General features: G+C 41.9%; 19 protein-coding genes. All 19 read right to left on the bottom strand.

Annotated features, from left to right (window positions below; genetic code table 11):
- The 19 genes from rpsQ to rplJ all read right to left on the bottom strand — a co-directional run bounded on the left by rpsQ (position 1) and on the right by rplJ (position 18,162).
- Positions 1-264 carry a 30S ribosomal protein S17 gene (gene rpsQ / locus DFQ04_RS16360; protein WP_133557839.1) on the bottom strand — a complete coding sequence of 88 codons (264 nt, stop codon included), beginning with the start codon at positions 262-264 and terminating at the stop codon, positions 1-3.
- A gap of 19 nt (positions 265-283) precedes the next feature.
- The gene (rpmC, locus tag DFQ04_RS16355) at positions 284-466 is read right to left on the bottom strand and encodes a 50S ribosomal protein L29 (RefSeq protein ID WP_026953271.1); all 183 of its coding nucleotides are present in this window, start codon (positions 464-466) and stop codon (positions 284-286) included.
- Positions 467-475: 9 nt separating this feature from the next.
- The gene (gene rplP / locus DFQ04_RS16350) at positions 476-895 is read right to left on the bottom strand and encodes a 50S ribosomal protein L16 (RefSeq protein WP_026953270.1); all 420 of its coding nucleotides are present in this window, start codon (positions 893-895) and stop codon (positions 476-478) included.
- 25 nt (positions 896-920) lie between these two features.
- Positions 921-1,655 carry a 30S ribosomal protein S3 gene (gene rpsC / locus DFQ04_RS16345; RefSeq protein ID WP_133557837.1) on the bottom strand — a complete coding sequence of 245 codons (735 nt, stop codon included), beginning with the start codon at positions 1,653-1,655 and terminating at the stop codon, positions 921-923.
- Positions 1,656-1,664: 9 nt separating this feature from the next.
- Entirely contained in the window at positions 1,665-2,057 is a 393-nt protein-coding gene (gene rplV, locus DFQ04_RS16340; RefSeq protein WP_133557835.1) for a 50S ribosomal protein L22, read from the bottom strand.
- A gap of 2 nt (positions 2,058-2,059) precedes the next feature.
- Positions 2,060-2,338, bottom strand: coding sequence for a 30S ribosomal protein S19 (rpsS, locus tag DFQ04_RS16335; protein ID WP_026953267.1), 279 nt, complete (start codon positions 2,336-2,338; stop codon positions 2,060-2,062).
- A 2-nt stretch (positions 2,339-2,340) separates the two neighbouring features.
- Positions 2,341-3,165, bottom strand: a complete 825-nt coding sequence (gene rplB / locus DFQ04_RS16330; protein WP_133557833.1) for a 50S ribosomal protein L2 — start codon at positions 3,163-3,165, stop codon at positions 2,341-2,343.
- 13 nt (positions 3,166-3,178) lie between these two features.
- A complete protein-coding gene (rplW, locus tag DFQ04_RS16325) occupies positions 3,179-3,466 on the bottom strand; it encodes a 50S ribosomal protein L23 (RefSeq protein ID WP_133557831.1) in 288 nt (95 codons plus the stop codon).
- Positions 3,467-3,470: 4 nt separating this feature from the next.
- Complete coding sequence (rplD, locus tag DFQ04_RS16320; RefSeq protein WP_133557829.1) at positions 3,471-4,100, bottom strand: 50S ribosomal protein L4; 630 nt, start codon at positions 4,098-4,100, stop codon at positions 3,471-3,473.
- A 3-nt stretch (positions 4,101-4,103) separates the two neighbouring features.
- Positions 4,104-4,736 carry a 50S ribosomal protein L3 gene (gene rplC / locus DFQ04_RS16315; RefSeq protein ID WP_133557827.1) on the bottom strand — a complete coding sequence of 211 codons (633 nt, stop codon included), beginning with the start codon at positions 4,734-4,736 and terminating at the stop codon, positions 4,104-4,106.
- 244 nt (positions 4,737-4,980) lie between these two features.
- On the bottom strand, positions 4,981-5,286 hold the full coding sequence (gene rpsJ, locus DFQ04_RS16310; protein WP_024284766.1) for a 30S ribosomal protein S10: 306 nt from the start codon (positions 5,284-5,286) through the stop codon (positions 4,981-4,983).
- A gap of 11 nt (positions 5,287-5,297) precedes the next feature.
- Entirely contained in the window at positions 5,298-7,418 is a 2,121-nt protein-coding gene (gene fusA / locus DFQ04_RS16305) for an elongation factor G (protein WP_133557825.1), read from the bottom strand.
- Between the two features lie 5 nt (positions 7,419-7,423).
- Positions 7,424-7,891 carry a 30S ribosomal protein S7 gene (gene rpsG, locus DFQ04_RS16300; protein WP_133557823.1) on the bottom strand — a complete coding sequence of 156 codons (468 nt, stop codon included), beginning with the start codon at positions 7,889-7,891 and terminating at the stop codon, positions 7,424-7,426.
- Positions 7,892-7,910: 19 nt separating this feature from the next.
- On the bottom strand, positions 7,911-8,324 hold the full coding sequence (gene rpsL / locus DFQ04_RS16295; RefSeq protein ID WP_026953260.1) for a 30S ribosomal protein S12: 414 nt from the start codon (positions 8,322-8,324) through the stop codon (positions 7,911-7,913).
- Between the two features lie 98 nt (positions 8,325-8,422).
- The gene (locus tag DFQ04_RS16290; RefSeq protein WP_133557821.1) at positions 8,423-8,737 is read right to left on the bottom strand and encodes a DUF3467 domain-containing protein; all 315 of its coding nucleotides are present in this window, start codon (positions 8,735-8,737) and stop codon (positions 8,423-8,425) included.
- Positions 8,738-8,803: 66 nt separating this feature from the next.
- On the bottom strand, positions 8,804-13,117 hold the full coding sequence (rpoC, locus tag DFQ04_RS16285; RefSeq protein WP_133557819.1) for a DNA-directed RNA polymerase subunit beta': 4,314 nt from the start codon (positions 13,115-13,117) through the stop codon (positions 8,804-8,806).
- 47 nt (positions 13,118-13,164) lie between these two features.
- Positions 13,165-17,040: a DNA-directed RNA polymerase subunit beta gene (gene rpoB / locus DFQ04_RS16280; protein ID WP_133557817.1), complete on the bottom strand. Its 3,876-nt coding sequence runs from the start codon at positions 17,038-17,040 to the stop codon at positions 13,165-13,167.
- Positions 17,041-17,196: 156 nt separating this feature from the next.
- The gene (rplL, locus tag DFQ04_RS16275; RefSeq protein WP_133557815.1) at positions 17,197-17,577 is read right to left on the bottom strand and encodes a 50S ribosomal protein L7/L12; all 381 of its coding nucleotides are present in this window, start codon (positions 17,575-17,577) and stop codon (positions 17,197-17,199) included.
- 42 nt (positions 17,578-17,619) lie between these two features.
- Entirely contained in the window at positions 17,620-18,162 is a 543-nt protein-coding gene (gene rplJ, locus DFQ04_RS16270; protein ID WP_133557813.1) for a 50S ribosomal protein L10, read from the bottom strand.
- Position 18,163: the final 1 nt, after the last annotated feature.

Genomic DNA, 18,163 nt, shown 5'->3' with positions numbered 1-18,163 from the left:
TTACTTAGCCCTTTCAATAATTTCAACTAATCTCCAACGCTTGTTCTTGCTCAGCGGACGAGTCTCACTGATTCTAACCACATCACCTGGGTTACATTCATTGTTCTCGTCATGAACCATAAATTTGGTTGTCTTTGCAACAAACTTACCATAGATAGGGTGCTTCACACGTCTTTCTACAGCTACCGTGACGGACTTGTCCATCTTGTTGCTCACGACTTTACCAATTCTCTCTTTGCGAAGATTTCTCTCAATCGTAGCCATTTTCTTTTCTGTTAGCTAGTTATTTGGAGGTCAATGCAGTCTTCAATCTTGCGATAAGACGCTTGGTCTCTCTGATTCTGTTAGGATTCTCAATTGGAGAAATCGAATGGGCAAATCTCAATTTGCTTAGATTCTCCTGCTCAGCGACGATTCTCTCGGCGATTTCACTTGCTGAAAGTGATCTGATTTCAGTATTTTTCATAGTTCCTGATTATTCAGCGTAGTCTCTTCTTACAACAAATCTTGTACTTACGGGTAGCTTCTGCTGCGCAAGTCTCAATGCCTCCTGAGCTGTCTCCAGGCTCACGCCTGTAGCTTCGAAAAGGATCGTTCCTGGTTTGATAACGGCAACCCAGTATTCTGGAGCACCCTTACCTTTACCCATACGAACCTCTGCGGGCTTTTTGGTGATAGGTTTGTCAGGAAAAATTCTGATCCAAACCTGACCTTCTCTCTTCATCGCTCTTGTCATGGCAATACGAGCTGCCTCGATCTGGCGAGAAGTAATCCATCCTGGCTCAAGGGATTTAATGCCAAAGTTGCCAAAAGAAAGCTCATGCCCTCTTTGCGCAATGCCTTTGACACGGCCCTTGTGCATCTTTCTATATTTAGTTCTTTTCGGCTGTAACATGATTTCTCACTTAGAAAGGTGAAAATTAGTTATTTCTTTTTCTGCGTCTTGGACCGTTATCTCTTCCCTTAGGACCTGCTGGTCTTTGGCCTTTAGGCTCATTGGCAGCACCTTGGTTAGGAGAAAGATCTCTTTTTCCGTACACTTCACCTTTGAAGATCCATACTTTGATACCGATGATACCATATACAGTTAGGGCTTCAGAGACTGCATAATCAATGTCAGCTCTTAGGGTATGAAGAGGAATTCTTCCTTCTTTGTACATTTCTGAACGTGCCATTTCGGCTCCGCCCAATCGACCAGAAAGTTTAACTTTGATTCCTTCTGCTCCGACGCGCATAGAAGCGGCAATTGACTGCTTCATGGCTCTTCTGAAGGAAATTCTAGCTTGAAGCTGCTGTGCGATAGACTCACCTACCAATTTAGCATCCAATTCAGGACGCTTAATTTCGAAGATATTGATTTGAATATCCTTGTTGGTGATCTTCTTAAGCTCTTCTTTAAGCTTGTCTACTTCGGCTCCGCCTTTACCAATTACTACCCCTGGTCTAGCAGTGTGGATAGTCAAGGTGATTCTTTTAAGCGTACGCTCAATGATCACTTTTGAAATACCACCCTTAGGGATTCTGGCAAGGACATATTTACGGATTTGCTGATCTTCGTATAGTTTTTCAGCAAAGTCTTTCCCACCATACCAGTTGGAATCCCAGCCTTTGACTACACCAAGTCTAAATCCTATTGGGTTAATCTTTTGTCCCATAGTCTTTTCTTAATTTGCCTTTTCGTTTGATTCTACACTATCAGCGGTAACGTCACCAGCATTGAAAGCATCAACAACTAGGGTTACATGATTGGATCTTTTGCGGATTCTGTGACCTCTACCTTGAGGAGCAGGTCTCAATCTTTTCAAAGATCTGCCTTCATCCACCATGATAGTTTTTACATATAAGTCGGCATCCTCAAGTTTTGCATCAGGATTTTTCGCCTGCCAATTGGCCACAGCTGAAAGGAGAAGCTTCTCCAATTTGATCGCTCCATGGTTAGGAGTGAATTTCAAAATGCTGAGAGCCATTCCTACTCTTTTGCCTCTCACGAGGTCAGCCACCAAACGCATCTTGCGTGGGGATGTAGGAACATTTTTTAATCTTGCTATTGCTTCCATGATTATCTCTTTCCTTTATCTTTTTTAGCAACGTGGCCTCGGAAGTTTCTGGTAGGAGCAAATTCACCTAGCTTATGACCTACCATGTTGTCGGTTACAAAAACTGGGATAAACTTGTTACCATTATGCACAGCGAAGGTATGGCCTACAAAATCCGGGGAAATCATAGATCTTCTTGACCAAGTCTTGATGACAGATTTCTTGCCTGATTCGTTCATGGCATCTACTTTCTTTACCAAGTGGTGCTCGATATAAGGACCTTTTTTTAATGAACGTGCCATAATTATTTAGATCTTTTGCTGACGATGAACTTGTTTGAATACTTCTTAGGTGATCTGGTTTTCTTACCTTTCGCAAGAAGACCTTTTCTTGATCTTGGATGTCCACCTGAAGAACGGCCTTCACCACCACCCATAGGGTGATCGACAGGGTTCATCGCAACACCTCTGGTACGTGGTCTAACTCCCAACCATCTCTTACGTCCTGCTTTACCAAGCACTACGTTCATATGATCTGCATTGGAAACAGTACCTACCGTAGCCATACATACACCTAGGATAAGTCTCATCTCACCAGAAGGAAGTTTTACGGTCACGTATTTTCCATCTCGTGCTACAATCTGTGCATATCCACCAGCACTTCTGGCTAATGCACCACCTTTACCTGGCTTCAATTCCACATTGTGTACAATAGTACCCATCGGGATGTTTGCCATAGGCATGGCGTTACCCACTTCTGGGGCAACATGCTCACCGGAAATCACTGTTTGTCCTACTTGCAAACCTTCCGGAGCGATAATGTAGGCCTTTGCACCATCTGCATAATAAAGTAGGGCAAGACGGGCAGTTCTGTTTGGATCGTACTCGATGGATTTAACCACTGCAGGAACACCAAACTTATTTCTTTGGAAGTCTACAATTCTGAGTCTTCTCTTATGACCACCGCCAATGTAGCGGGCAGTCATTTTGCCTTCATTATTTCTACCGCCTGATTTCTTCGAGGGAGCGAGAAGAGATTTCTCCGGCTTTGACGCTGTAATTTCGTCAAATGCAGGAGCAACTCTAAATCGGGTTCCCGGAGTAACAGGCTTTAACTTTTTAATTGCCATGATATTGATTCAATTAAATTTCTCCGTAAAAATCAATTACCTCACCATCGGCTACCTGCACTACAGCTTTCTTGTAAGCATTGGTGAAGCCTGATACGATCTTGTTCTTGGTGTATCTAGTCTTATGCTTCGCAGCATATCTCATGGTACGAATTGATACCACTTTTACACCGTAAGTTTTTTCTACAGCGTTTTTGATCTGTGTCTTATCGGCAGTTTTTTCTACGATGAAACCGTAAACTCCTTTTTCGTTAAGTGCAGAGATCTTTTCTGTAATCAAAGGCTGCTTTAGAATATCCATTGTCTTATTTCGATAAAATGGTTTCCAACTTACTTACAGATCCTTCGCACAAAACCAAATGGTCAGCATTGAGGAGTTGGTAAGTATTTACATCATTCACAGTCACAACTTTCGCCTTTGGAAGGTTTCTGCTTGACAAGAATACATTTTTGTTGTCTTCAGGAAGAACCAACAAAGTCTTCTTATCAGATAGAGAAAGACCGTTTAAAAGAGCGATGTAGTTTTTGGTCTTTGGAGCTTCGAAAGAAAGATCTTCCAATACCACTAGGCTATTGTCTTTTACTTTATAAGAAAGCGCAGACTTACGAGCCAACTGCTTCAATTTTTTATTCAATTTGAAGGAATAGTCTCTTGGCTTAGGACCAAAAACTCTACCTCCACCTCTGAAGTTAGGAGCCTTCAAAGATCCAGCACGTGCACCACCGGTACCTTTTTGCTTCTTGATCTTTTTAGTAGAACCTGCTACTTCATTTCTTTCTTTTGATTTGTGAGTACCCTGTCTCTGGTTAGCCAGGTATTGCTTCACATCCAGGTAGATTGCATTATCGTTAGGCTCGATCGCAAAGATTTCGTCAGAAAGAGTCACCTTTCTACCTGTATCTTGTCCTTTATGATTGATTACTGCTAATTCCATGGCTTATTTCTCCAGAATAACAAATGAATTTTTAGGGCCAGGCACTGAACCAGAAACCAAAAGAAGGTTTTGCTCAGGGTAAACTTTCAAAATTCTCAAATTGATTACTTTGACTCTGTCTCCTCCGGTTCTTCCGGCCATTCTCATTCCCTTAAATACTCGGGAAGGCCAAGAACATGCACCAATGGAACCTGGGTGTCTCTGTCTGTTGTGCTGACCGTGAGTTTGACCACCCACACCACCAAAACCATGACGCTTCACAACACCCTGGAAGCCTTTACCTTTAGAAGTACCGATAGCATCCACGAAGTCACCTTCTACGAACACTTCACCAGCCTTTACACTTTTTCCGAGCTCCACTTGGCCTTCAAATTCGACCCTGAAGTCACGGAACTCAACAACTTTCTGCTTTGGCGTAGTACCGGCCTTTTTAAAATGACCGATCAATGGCTTAGGAGTGTTTTTCTCCTTTCGCTCACCGAATGCCAACTGCACTGCGTTGTACCCGTCTGTTTCAACGTTTTTTACTTGCGTCACTACGCAAGGACCAGCTTCTATTAGCGTGCATGCGACATTACGTCCATCGGCACTGAAGATGCTAGTCATTCCGACTTTTTTTCCAATTATACCAGACATCTTTGATAAGATAATTTGATAATCCACAAGCGTTTACACACTTGGGCCCTTTTTAAGGACTGCAAAGTTACTGAAATAAAATTTGGCAGCAAATCCCAACTCTAATATTTTCAAACAATTAGAAAAAAATTGGTTTTTGGATTGGCAAAGCCTTTTTGCAAGGCATTAATTATTTTCTATAGGTCGTAAAAAAGAAAAGACCTGCAAGAAATGCAGGCCTTTTGATTTTAGATTTCAAGTACTGTCATACTTTGATTTCTACATCAACTCCACTTGGAAGCTCGATTTTCATCAAGGCATCTACAGTTTTAGAAGAGTTGGAGTAAATATCAACGAGTCTCTTATAAGTACACAATTGATATTGATCTCTGGCTTTCTTGTTTACGTGTGGAGATTTCAATACTGTGAATTTCTCCTTCTTAGTAGGCAATGGAATTGGACCAACTACTACTGCGCCAGTGGCTTTTACAGCCTTCACGATCTTCTCTGATGACTTGTCCACCAGGCTATGATCGTATGATTTTAGTTTTATTCTAATTTTCTGGTTCATGTTCTTATCAATTAGGCTTTATCACCTTTTACTTTCGCAATCACTGCTTCAGCAATGTTGCTTGGAACTGGCTCATAATGAGAGAATGTCAATGAAGCTGTTGCTCGACCTGAGGTGATGGTTCTCAAATCAGTCACGTAACCGAACAATTCAGACAATGGAACGGATGCTTTTACTACAGTAGAAGTACCTTTTGTGTCCATACCTTTCATCAAACCTCTTCTTCTGTTCAAATCACCTGTAATCGGACCAGTATATTCATCTGGAGTAACTACATCTACAGCCATAATTGGCTCTAGCAACTGTGGCTTACACTTCTTAGCGGCCTCTTTGAAACCAATTCTTGCAGCCAATTCGAATGAAAGCGCATCTGAATCCACATCATGGTATGAACCGTGGAACAATCTCACTTTCATAGATTCGATAGGGTAGCCTGCCAAAGGTCCGTTCTTCATTGCCTCCTGGAAGCCTTTCTGAACTGGCTGGATGAATTCTTTTGGAATAACACCACCAACGATACCGTTTACGAAATCCAATCCTGCCTTGATTTCACCAGTTTCAGGATCTGGATCTTTTGGACCCAATTCGAATACGATATCAGCAAATTTACCTTTACCACCAGTCTGCTTCTTGTAAACTTCTTTGTGTTCTACAGAACCAAACAAAGCTTCTTTGTAAGCTACCTGAGGTGCACCTTGGTTGATTTCAACTTTGAATTCACGCTTCAATCGGTCGATGATGATTTCCAGGTGAAGTTCTCCCATACCTCTCAAGATGGTCTGACCTGTTTCGTGGTCAGTATTTACCTGAAGTGTTGGATCTTCTTCTACCAACTTGGCAATCGCCATACCCAATTTATCAACGTCAGCCTGTGTTTTAGGCTCAATTGCATAACCGATAACTGGCTCTGGGAATACCATTGATTCCAAAACCACCTTGCGCTTTTCATCACAAAGTGTATCTCCAGTCTTGATGTCTTTGAAGCCTACTACCGCTCCGATATCACCCGCAACCAATCTTTCGATCTGGTTTTGCTTGTTAGCGTGCATCTGGAATACTCGAGAGATACGCTCCTTGTTTCCTGAACGGCTATTGAATACATAAGAACCTGATTCAAGAACACCTGAATATGCTCTTACAAAGCAAAGACGACCAACAAACGGATCAGTTGCGATTTTAAATGCAAGGCCAGTGAACGGCTCAGCTTCGCTTGGAGAGATTCTCACTTCTTCATCTTCATTGTCCAAAGAATGACCTATGATATCATCTTTATCCAATGGTGAAGGAAGCAATTCCATTACCAAGTCAAGCATGGTTTGAACACCTTTGTTTTTGAAAGAAGAACCACAAACCATTGGGACAATTTTCATGTCAATGGTAGCCGCTCTTAAGGCCTTCAAGATTTCAGCTTCTGTAATGGAGTTTGGATCATCAAAGAATTTCTCCATCAATGATTCATCATATTCTGCTACTGCCTCTAGAAGGTGCTCTCTGTACTGAGCTACTTCTTCTTCCATATCCTCTGGAATTGGAACAACTTCATAAGTCATCCCCATGTCGTGCTCATTCCAAATCATTGCGCGGTTGTTGATCAAGTCAACCACTCCACGGAATTTATCTTCAGCACCGATTGGAAGCTGCAAAGGAACGGCATAAGAGCCGAGCATTTCCTTCACCTGCTTACAAACTGCCAAAAAGTTTGCGCCAGCACGGTCCATTTTGTTAACGAAACCGATACGGGCCACTTTATAATTATCAGCCAAACGCCAGTTGGTCTCAGACTGTGGCTCTACACCGTCCACAGCACTGAACAGGAAAACTAGACCATCAAGGATTCTCAGGGATCTGTTTACTTCTACAGTGAAGTCTACGTGACCAGGAGTATCAATGATGTTAATTTGGTATTGATTGCTTCTATAGTTCCAGAATACGGTAGTAGCTGCGGAGGTAATGGTAATACCTCTCTCCTGCTCCTGCGCCATCCAGTCCATGGTAGCTGCACCTTCGTGCACTTCTCCGATTTTGTGGGATTTTCCGGAGTAAAAAAGAATACGCTCGGTAGTGGTTGTTTTACCTGCGTCGATGTGCGCCGCAATACCGATGTTTCTGGTAAATCTTAAATCTCTTGCCATCCTAATTAAAATCTAAAGTGGGAGAATGCTTTGTTGGCTTCGGCCATTCTATGGGTATCATCCTTTTTCTTCACTGCAGCGCCTTCGCCTTTTGCAGCGGCGATGATTTCACCCGCTAGTCGATCCATCATGGTTTTCTCACCTCTTTTACGAGCGTAGTTGATCATCCACTTGATTCCAAGGGCCATCTTTCTTTCAGGTCTGACTTCCATTGGAACTTGGAATGTAGCACCACCAACTCTACGACTCTTCACCTCTACGGATGGAGCAATATTGTTAAGCGCTTTTTTCCAAACTTCAAGACCATTCTCACCTACTTTTGATTCCACTTTCTCGACTGCATCGTAGAAAATGTTGTAAGCAATACTCTTCTTCCCGTCAAACATCAGACAGTTTACAAACTTGGTTACCAAAGTATCATTGAACTTTGGGTCAGGAAGAATATATCTCTTCTTTGGTTTCGCTTTTCTCATTTCTTTCTAATGTGTTTTATTATTTCTTTTTGCCTGGAGCTGCTGCAGGGGCACCCTTGCCAGCTTTTGGTCTTTTAGCACCGTACTTGGAGCGACCTTGCTTACGGTCTTTTACTCCGGCAGTATCCAATGCACCTCGGATGATGTGGTATCTTACACCTGGAAGATCCTTCACACGACCACCTCTGATCAATACGATTGAGTGCTCTTGCAAATTGTGACCTTCTCCTGGAATGTAAGCGTTCACTTCTTTTCCGTTCGTCAATCTCACCCTCGCCACCTTTCTCATTGCAGAGTTAGGCTTTTTCGGGGTCGTAGTGTATACTCTGGTACAAACTCCTCTACGCTGTGGACATGCGTCCAAAGCCCGAGATTTGGATTTGATTTCCAGTGTATTTCTACCTTTTCTTACTAACTGTTGAATAGTAGGCATTAACTGATAAAATTTAGTTTTCCTGTAAACTGTTAAATTTTGGACTGCAAAGGTACAATAAGTAATAAGAGTAACAAAATTAAGCAGTTATATTTTTATTAGGCTTCACCGGGCTTTCCAAAGGAAATTGGAAAGGTCGGAGCGCCTCCTCCTTGGTTGATTTTCCCGAAAGCCGCTTCATATTTCTCAATGTTATCCTTCAATGCAGCAAGTAATCTTTTTGCATGGTCAGGTGTCACGATGATTCTAGATTTCACTTTTGCCTTAGGTACACCCGGCATCAATCGGATAAAATCAATAACAAATTCTGAATTGGAATGAGCTATCATGGCCAAGTTGGAATAAATCCCTTCAGCCACTTCTTCCGAAAGCTCTACATTTATTTGTTGGTCTTGGTTCTTATTTTCTTCCATGGTATAGTTAGATTAAAAAAGGCCTGTACATGACATACAGGCCTTTTCAATGAAAGGAATTACTACTTATAAAATAGCTTCGCTTGATTTTCTAGAAGAAGCTCTTTCTATATTTTCAGAAAGCTTTTCGTATTCTTCTTTAGATCCTACGATGATATTTTGGAAAGCTCTCTGACCAGTACCGGCTGGGATCAAGTGACCCACAATCACGTTTTCTTTCAGTCCGAGAAGCTCATCTCTCTTACCTCTGATCGCAGCTTCGGAAAGAACCTTGGTTGTTTCCTGGAAGGAAGCAGCAGAAATAAAGGACTCAGTACCCAAAGAAGCAGCAGTGATACCTTGAAGGGTTGGAGCAGAAACTGCTGTCTCAGCATCTCTTACCTGTACAAGCTTCAGATCTTTTCTCTTCAGACTTGAGTTTTCATCTCTTAATCTTCTGGCAGAAATAATCATACCTGGCTTCAGGGTTGAAGAATCACCTGCATCCATGACAACTTTCTTATCCAAAATATTGTCGTTTTCTTCTCTGAATGCCCACTTATCCACAACTTGTCCTTGAAGGAAATTAGTGTCACCAGCATCAAGGATTTCAACTTTCTGCATCATCTGAGATACGATTACCTCGATGTGCTTATCGTTGATTTTTACACCTTGAAGTCTATAAACTTCCTGAATTTCATTCACCAAGTACTCCTGAACTGCAGTAGGTCCTTTGATAGAAAGGATATCATTTGGTGTAATCGCTCCGTCAGAAAGTGGCTCGCCAGCTCTGATAAAGTCATTTTCCTGAACCAAGATATGCTTAGAAAGAGATACCATGTATTTCTTGATCACTCCGTCCTTAGACTCGATGATGATTTCACGGTTACCTCTCTTGATACCACCATAAGTTACCACACCGTCGATTTCAGAAACCACAGCTGGGTTAGATGGATTTCTTGCTTCGAACAATTCAGTTACTCGTGGAAGACCACCGGTGATATCTCTTGTTTTTCCTACAGATCTAGGGATTTTTACCAAAATCTGTCCAGACTTCACTTTTTCACCAGCTTCAACTGCAAGGTGAGCGCCTACTGGAATATTATATGCCTTTGATTCTTCTCCGTAATTGACAACAATCGCAGGGTTTTTGGTTCTATCCTTAGTTTCAATGATTACTTTTTCACGGAAACCAGTCTGATCATCGGCCACTTCTTTGTAGGTAATACCCTCAACGATAGCTTCAAATTCAACAGTACCGTCAAACTCAGAAAGGATTACCGCGTTATATGGATCCCAAGTACACAGGGATTCACCTTTAGTGATTTTCTGTCCGTCTTTGACATTCAAAATCGCACCATAAGGAACGTGGTTAGACACTAAAGTCTTACCAGATTTCGCTTCATTGATTTTGATTTCACCTGAACGACCCATTACGATGGTTACTGGCTCACCGTCACGGTTGGTAGTTTCGATGTATCTCAATTCCTCATCAAATTCAACCACACCGTCAAACTTAGCATTGATGCTTGCATCAACAGCCATGTTAGAAGCTGTACCACCTACGTGGAATGTTCTCAAGGTCAACTGCGTACCAGGTTCACCGATAGACTGCGCAGCAATAACACCTACAGCCTCACCAGCTTGTACCATGTTTCCAGTTGCCAAGTTTCTACCATAACACTTGGAGCAGACGCCTCTTCTGGTTTCGCAAGTCAATACAGAACGAATTTCTACTTCTTCAATCGCTGACTCATCCACTAGCTTAGCAATTTCGTCATCGATCTCCACGCCTGCAGGAACGATCAATTGTTCTGTGATCGGATCATATACATCGTGAACAGAAACTCGACCCAAAATTCTTTCAGAAAGTGGCTCAACGATTTCGTCGTTATCTTTCAAAGGCTGTACAACCAGACCTCTCAAAGTACCGCAATCCTCTTCTGTCACGATCATATCCTGAGCTACGTCTACCAGACGACGAGTCAAATAACCTGCATCGGCAGTTTTCAAAGCTGTATCCGCAAGACCTTTTCGTGCACCGTGAGTAGAGATAAAGTACTCCAATACATCCAGACCTTCTTTGAAGTTAGAAAGGATTGGGTTTTCGATGATTTCACCTACTGAACCCTGAAGGTTTTTCTGAGGCTTGGCCATCAGACCTCTCATACCACCCAGCTGACGAATCTGTTCTCTGGAACCTCGAGCTCCTGAATGCATCATCATGTAGATGGCATTGAATCCTTGCTTATCCTCTTCCATCTTCTTCATCAGATTATTAGTCAAATGAGAGTTGGTACGAGTCCAGATATCAATTACTTGGTTGTAACGCTCGTTATCAGTGATCAGACCCATTAGGTAGTTGTTCCAAACTTGATCAACTTCCTCCTTCGCCTTAGCGATCATTGGTTCTTTTTCTTCAGGAATGATAACGTCGTTAAGACCCATTGATAGACCACCTTGGTAGGCCATCTGGAATCCTAGATGCTTGATATCATCCAAGAATTGAGCTGTACGTGCAATACCACAAACCTTAACTACTTGAGCAATGATTTGCTGTAGTTTTTTCTTGGTCAATAGTTCGTTTACATAACCAACTTCCTCAGGAACGAATTGGTTGAAGATCAAACGACCTGCAACAGTTTCAATAATCTGTTCTTTGATTTCACCTTCAGCAGATCTCACCTTCACTTTACACTTGATGTGCGCATGCTTGGAGATTTTGCCTTCGTTCAAAGCAATGATTACTTCTTCAGTGCTGTAGAAGGTCATTCCTTCACCAGCCACTGGCTCTTCTGGAGTTGATTTTTTGCCTTTGGTCACATAATAAAGACCCAAAACCATGTCTTGAGAAGGTACAGTAATCGGTGCACCGTTCGCAGGGTTGAGGATGTTGTGAGCAGAAAGCATCAAAGTAGAAGCTTCCAAGATTGCCTCGTGTCCAAGTGGTACGTGAACCGCCATCTGGTCACCGTCAAAGTCGGCGTTGAATGCAGTACATACCAATGGATGAAGCTGGATTGCTTTTCCTTCGATCAATTTTGGCTGGAATGCCTGGATACCCAATCTGTGAAGAGTTGGGGCACGGTTAAGGAGCACAGGGTGTCCTTTCAATACGTTTTCCAAAATATCCCAAACCACTGGATCTTTACGATCCACGATTTTTTTGGCAGATTTTACGGTCTTTACAATACCTCTTTCGATCAGTTTTCTGATGATAAAAGGTTTGAAAAGCTCAGCTGCCATATTTTTAGGAAGACCACACTCGTGAAGCTTCAGTTCTGGACCTACGACGATTACAGATCGACCGGAGTAATCCACACGCTTACCGAGCAAGTTTTGACGGAATCGGCCTTGCTTACCTTTCAACATATCAGAAAGGGATTTCAATGCACGGTTTCCATCGGATCTTACCGCATTTACTTTTCTGGAGTTATCGAATAGGGAATCCACAGCTTCCTGCAACATTCTCTTTTCGTTTCTCAAAATTACCTCTGGAGCTTTGATATCAATCAATCGCTTCAAACGGTTATTTCTGATAATAACTCTTCTATAAAGGTCATTCAAATCAGAAGTGGCAAAACGGCCACCATCCAAAGGAACCAATGGACGCAATTCTGGTGGAATTACAGGAACCATTCTCACTACCATCCACTCAGGACGGTTTTCGATTCTGGTTCTTGCATCACGGAATGCTTCTACTACCTTGAGTCTCTTCAAAGCTTCAGCTTTACGCTGCTGAGAAGTATCGGTAGCTGCCTGGTGACGAAGAGAATAAGAAAGATCATCCAAATCCAATCTTGCCAACAACATTTCCAAAGCTTCAGCACCCATCTTGGCGATGAACTTGTTCGGATCATCATCATCAAGCATGTGATTCTCCTTAGGAAGCTTGTCCATGATGTCTAAGTATTCGTCCTCAGTCAAGAAATCCAAATATTGAACTCCTTCTTCGGCTTTAATACCCGCTTGAACAACTACATAACGCTCATAGTACACGATCTGATCCAACTTCTTGGTTGGAAGACCAAGAAGGTAACCGATTTTGTTTGGAAGCGACTTGAAGTACCAGATATGTGCAACAGGAACCACCAATTCGATGTGTCCCATACGTTCACGACGTACTTTCTTCTCAGTCACCTCTACCCCGCAACGGTCGCAGATAATGCCTTTATATCTGATTCGCTTGTATTTACCACAATGACATTCCCAATCTTTCACCGGGCCAAAGATTCTCTCACAGAACAAACCGCCCATTTCTGGCTTGTATGTTCTATAGTTGATGGTCTCTGGCTGGGTTACTTCACCATTGGAGCTATCCAGAATAGATTCTGGAGAAGCCAAGCTGATGGTAACTCGGGAGAAATCGTTGTTGAGTTTTTTATTTTTTCTAAACGACATAATTTTTTGAGATATGTTCAGGGCGGTTGCCCGCCCCTTGAGCCAAATTAATCCAGAGTAATTTCAAGAGCCAAACCTCTTAATTCATGAACCAATACATTGAATGATTCAGGAATATTTGGTTTAGGAAGGTTCTCACCTTTCACGATCGCTTCATAAGCTTTCGCTCTACCGATTACGTCATCAGACTTCACTGTCAGGATTTCCTGAAGTACGTGTGATGCACCGAATGCTTCCAATGCCCACACTTCCATTTCTCCGAAACGCTGACCACCAAACTGAGCCTTACCACCAAGCGGCTGCTGAGTAATAAGTGAGTATGGACCGATTGAACGAGCGTGCATTTTATCATCCACCAAGTGACCCAATTTCAGCATGTATGTAACACCCACAGTAACTGGCTGGTCGAATTTCTGTCCAGTCAAACCATCATAAAGATAAGTTCTTCCGTAAGCTGGTAGTCCTGCTAATTCCAATTCGGCAGAAACCTCATCCAATGAAGCTCCATCGAAAATTGGAGTGGCATATTTCTTACCAAGTCTCTGTCCAGCCCAAGCCAATACAGTTTCAAAAATCTGTCCGATGTTCATTCGAGAAGGCACACCAAGTGGATTCAATACGATATCCATTGGAGTTCCGTCTTCCAAGAACGGCATATCCTCGTCTCTTACGATACGAGCAACGATACCCTTGTTACCGTGACGACCTGCCATTTTATCACCCACTTTAAGCTTACGCTTCTTAGCGATGTAAACTTTAGCAAGCTGTACGATACCAGCTGGAAGTTCGTCTCCTACTTCTAAAGTGAATCGATCACGCTTGAATCGACCAGAAATCTCATTTCTTGAATTGGTGTAGTTTTTTACCAATTGAACAATCAATGCATTGGTATGTGCATCTTCAGTCCAATCATCCAAGATGATATCAGAGATCAAGTTTGCTTCCTCAGGAACATTGTAGTTAGACTCATCTCTGTAAGGGTTCTTAGCAGGGAAGAGGTTATTTTCAATGTTTTTCAAGTTGAACTTCACTCCTTTGCTGATGATCTCATCACCAAACTTGTGCTTTACACCCTGAGAAGTTTTTCCATCAAGTAGAGTGACCAATTTATTGATCATTCTAGCTCTGATGCCTAATAGATCCTTAGAATATCTAGCCTTAAGTTTTTCAACTTCAGCCTTTGACTTAGCTCTATTGTCTTTGTCTTTCTTAGGTCTAGAGAATAGTTTGGTTTCGATAACCACACCATTCAAAGAAGGAGAAGCCTTCAAAGAAGCATCTTTCACGTCACCGGCTTTATCTCCGAAGATCGCTCTTAGGAGCTTTTCTTCTGGAGTTGGATCAGTTTCTCCCTTAGGAGTGATCTTACCGATAATGATATCACCTTCTTTTACTTCTGCACCAATTCGGATTATACCGTTTTCGTCCAGATGTTTCACAGCTTCTTCAGATACGTTAGGAATTTCAGAAGTCAATTCTTCTTCACCTCTCTTGGTATCTCTTACTTCCAACTGGAATTCTTCTACGTGAATAGAAGTAAAGATGTCCTCACGAACAACTCTTTCAGAGATAACAATCGCATCTTCGAAGTTATATCCTTGCCATGGCATGTAAGCCACTTTTAGGTTTTTACCTAGAGCAAGTTCTCCGTTGTTAGTAGAGTATCCTTCTACAAGTACTTGACCTTTTTCAACTTTTTCTCCCTTCAAAACAAGCGGAGTCAAGTTGATGGTAGTATCCTGGTTAGTTCTTCTGAACTTGATCAGGTCATAGGTTTTATACTCATCTGTAAAGTTGACCAATAACTCATCAGAGGTCAGGTCATATTTAATGGTGATTTTCTTGGCGTCAACATATTCTACCACCCCATTAGCCTCAGCAATAATCAAGGCTCTGGAATCGATAGCTGCTTTTCCTTCCAAACCAGTTCCTACGATTGGAGCTTCTGGTCTTAACAAAGGAACAGCCTGACGTTGCATGTTTGATCCCATCAATGCTCTGTTTGCATCATCATGCTCCAAGAAAGGAATCAAAGATGCGGCAACAGAAACGATTTGGTTTGGAGCAACGTCCATGTAAGAAATCTCACTTGGCTCCAATACTGGGAAGTCACCTTCGAATCGAGCTTTAACTTTTTCATTGACAAAGTTTCCAGCTGGATCTAAAGGAGCATTAGCCTGGGCAATATTGTTATTATCTTCTTCTTCAGCAGTCAAGAAAATGATATCCTCTGGCTTCATGCCAACTTTACCATTTTCAACTTTTCTGTAAGGAGTTTCCAAGAAGCCCATAGAATTCACTTTTGCGTGAACGCAAAGCGAAGAAATCAAACCAATGTTTGGACCTTCTGGAGTCTCGATTGTACAAAGACGACCGTAGTGTGTGTAGTGAACGTCTCGAACTTCGAAACCTGCTCTTTCTCTGGAAAGACCACCTGGACCCAATGCAGAAAGTCTTCTCTTGTGAGTCAACTCCGCAAGCGGGTTGGTCTGGTCCATGAACTGAGAAAGCTGGTTGGTACCAAAGAAGGAGTTGATTACTGAGGATAGGGTACGAGCGTTGATCAAATCGACTGGTTTAAAGTCTTCATTGTCTCGAACGTTCATTCTTTCACGGATAGTTCTGGCCATTCTAGCCAAACCTACTCCAAACTGGCTGTACAATTGTTCACCAACGGTACGAACTCGTCTGTTAGACAAGTGGTCAATATCATCGACTACCGCCTTAGAGTTGATCAATCCGATCAAATACTTAACGATATTGATGATATCTTCCTTGGTCAATACAATCTTTTCAGCCTCGATATCAAGACCTAGCTTTTTGTTGATTCTATATCGACCAACTTCACCCAAATCATAACGCTTATCAGAGAAGAATAAACTTTGAATTACCTCACGAGCAGTGGCTTCATCAGGCGCTTCAGTATTTCTCAACTGACGATAGATTACCTCTACCGCTTCTTTCTCAGAGTTAGAGTTATCTTTTTGTAGGGTATTATATATAATGGAATAATCAGCCACGTTCACATCTTCTCTGTGGAGAATGATAGACTTCGAGCCTGAATCCAAAATCATTTCAATGTCTTCTTCTGTCAAAACAGTATCGCGCTCAAGCAATACCTCATTTCGATCGATAGAAACTACCTCACCGGTATCTTCATCTACGAAATCTTCTACCCAAGTTCTCAAAACCCTTGCAGCCAACTTTCTTCCTGCAGCTTTTTTCAAGGCAGTTTTAGTAGCTGATACTTCTTCTGAAAGACCGAATAGATCAAGGATATCCTTATCGGAACCATAACCAATTGCTCTCAAAAGTGTGGTAACAGGGAATTTTTTCTTACGGTCGATGTAAGCATACATGACATTGTTGATGTCAGTAGCGAATTCGATCCAAGAACCTTTAAAAGGAATAATTCTAGCAGAATAAAGCTTAGTTCCGTTGGTATGCTTACTCTGAGCAAAGAACACCCCTGGTGATCTGTGCAACTGAGAAACGATTACTCGTTCAGCACCATTGATTACAAAAGACCCTTTTTCGGTCATGTATGGCAGGTTGCCAAGGAACACTTCTTGCTCGATAGTTTCGAAGTCTTCATTGTCCTCATCGTGACAAAGCAATCTCAATTTTGCTTTCAACGGAACAGAATAGGTCAATCCTCGATCAATACATTCACCAACGCTGTATTTTGGTGGATCTACTGCATAGTCGATAAATTCCAAAGTAAAGTTTTCTCTGGAATCACTGATTGGGAAGTTTTCTGCGAAAACTTTGAATAACCCATCTGCCCTTCGTTTCTCTGCAGGAGTATCCAGTTGGAAAAAGTCTTTAAATGACTGCAACTGAATATCGAGAAAATCGGGATAGTCTTTGACCACCTTAATGGAGGAGAAACTTTTCCTTTCGGTTTGATTCTTGATAGCCAAGGTAGTGTATAGTTTATAGTGAAATTAATTATAGGAAAGCGACAATTTCCGCTTAGAATAATGCAATTTTTAACCTGTGCATAAACAGGAAAAGACCTGACTTATTTAGTCAGGTCTTCGGGCTAATTCCGAACCTATTGGCGCGGAATCAGCAAATTACTTGATCTCTACTTCAGCACCAGCCTCTTCAAGAGACTTCTTCAAAGCTTCAGCTTCGTCCTTAGCGATACCTTCTTTCAAAGCCTTAGGAGCAGCGTCAACAAGATCTTTAGCTTCTTTCAAACCAAGACCAGTCAATTCTTTAACTAGCTTTACTACTGCCAATTTCTGAGCACCAGCTGCTTTCAAGATAACATCAAAAGAGGTTTTTTCCTCTTCAGCAGGAGCATCACCACCACCTACTGGACCAGCTACCATTACAGCACCAGCAGCAGCTGGTTCGATTCCGTACTGATCCTTAAGGATATCTGTCAATTCTTTAACTTCTTTTACAGTCAAGTTTACCAACTGTTCTGCAAGTTGTGTAAGATCTGCCATCGTATTAATTATTTAATTTGTTTTTGAATGATTTTGATAAAATTATTTTGCTTCTCGATCAGCAAGAGTCTTAAGAACACCAGTGATGTTGTTTTGACCAGACTGCAATGCAGATACGAGGTTTTTAGCAGGAGACTGTAGCAATCCGATAAGATCACCCAACAATTCTTGCTTAGATTTAAGATTAGAAAGCATCTCAAGGTTGTTTTCGCCCAGAATTACATCTGAATCGATCCCTGCACCTTTGAATACCGGTCTAAACTCTTTTTTACCTTGTTTCTTTCTGAAATCCAGCAATACTTTTGCTGGAAGATTACTAGTCTCTTTTGAGAAAATAATTCCAGAGAACCCTTTCAATGCACCACTCACCAATTTGGAGTAGTCTGCATCCAGATTTTCAAGTGCTTTAGCGATCAAGGTGTTTTTGTACACTTTGTACTCAACTCCTTTTTCAAAGCAAGTTCTTCTGAACGCATTTACTTCAGCTACCGAAAATCCAGAAGCATCAGTAATGTAGAAGAAAGGGCTTTCCTTCAGCTTCTCAGTCAGACTGTCGATTATTACTTTTTTCTCGTCTCTAGTCATG

Source organism: Algoriphagus boseongensis (assembly GCF_004362805.1).
Lineage (GTDB): Bacteria > Bacteroidota > Bacteroidia > Cytophagales > Cyclobacteriaceae > Algoriphagus > Algoriphagus boseongensis.
The sequence above is the reverse complement of the archived record's forward strand: the minus strand, read 5'-3'. Positions and strand labels throughout refer to the sequence as shown.

Coding starts and splice junctions, on each gene's coding strand:
- rplJ (WP_133557813.1), bottom strand. CDS start 18,162: ATGACTAGAGACGAGAAAAAAGTAATAATCGACAGTCTGACTGAGAAG.
- rpsC (WP_133557837.1), bottom strand. CDS start 1,655: ATGGGACAAAAGATTAACCCAATAGGATTTAGACTTGGTGTAGTCAAA.
- rplP (WP_026953270.1), bottom strand. CDS start 895: ATGTTACAGCCGAAAAGAACTAAATATAGAAAGATGCACAAGGGCCGT.
- rplC (WP_133557827.1), bottom strand. CDS start 4,736: ATGTCTGGTATAATTGGAAAAAAAGTCGGAATGACTAGCATCTTCAGT.
- rplD (WP_133557829.1), bottom strand. CDS start 4,100: ATGGAATTAGCAGTAATCAATCATAAAGGACAAGATACAGGTAGAAAG.
- rpoC (WP_133557819.1), bottom strand. CDS start 13,117: ATGTCGTTTAGAAAAAATAAAAAACTCAACAACGATTTCTCCCGAGTT.
- rplB (WP_133557833.1), bottom strand. CDS start 3,165: ATGGCAATTAAAAAGTTAAAGCCTGTTACTCCGGGAACCCGATTTAGA.
- rpmC (WP_026953271.1), bottom strand. CDS start 466: ATGAAAAATACTGAAATCAGATCACTTTCAGCAAGTGAAATCGCCGAG.
- rpsJ (WP_024284766.1), bottom strand. CDS start 5,286: ATGAACCAGAAAATTAGAATAAAACTAAAATCATACGATCATAGCCTG.
- rpsQ (WP_133557839.1), bottom strand. CDS start 264: ATGGCTACGATTGAGAGAAATCTTCGCAAAGAGAGAATTGGTAAAGTC.
- fusA (WP_133557825.1), bottom strand. CDS start 7,418: ATGGCAAGAGATTTAAGATTTACCAGAAACATCGGTATTGCGGCGCAC.
- rplL (WP_133557815.1), bottom strand. CDS start 17,577: ATGGCAGATCTTACACAACTTGCAGAACAGTTGGTAAACTTGACTGTA.
- rplV (WP_133557835.1), bottom strand. CDS start 2,057: ATGGAAGCAATAGCAAGATTAAAAAATGTTCCTACATCCCCACGCAAG.
- rplW (WP_133557831.1), bottom strand. CDS start 3,466: ATGGATATTCTAAAGCAGCCTTTGATTACAGAAAAGATCTCTGCACTT.
- rpsG (WP_133557823.1), bottom strand. CDS start 7,891: ATGAGAAAAGCGAAACCAAAGAAGAGATATATTCTTCCTGACCCAAAG.
- rpsL (WP_026953260.1), bottom strand. CDS start 8,324: ATGCCTACTATTCAACAGTTAGTAAGAAAAGGTAGAAATACACTGGAA.
- DFQ04_RS16290 (WP_133557821.1), bottom strand. CDS start 8,737: ATGGAAGAAAATAAGAACCAAGACCAACAAATAAATGTAGAGCTTTCG.
- rpsS (WP_026953267.1), bottom strand. CDS start 2,338: ATGGCACGTTCATTAAAAAAAGGTCCTTATATCGAGCACCACTTGGTA.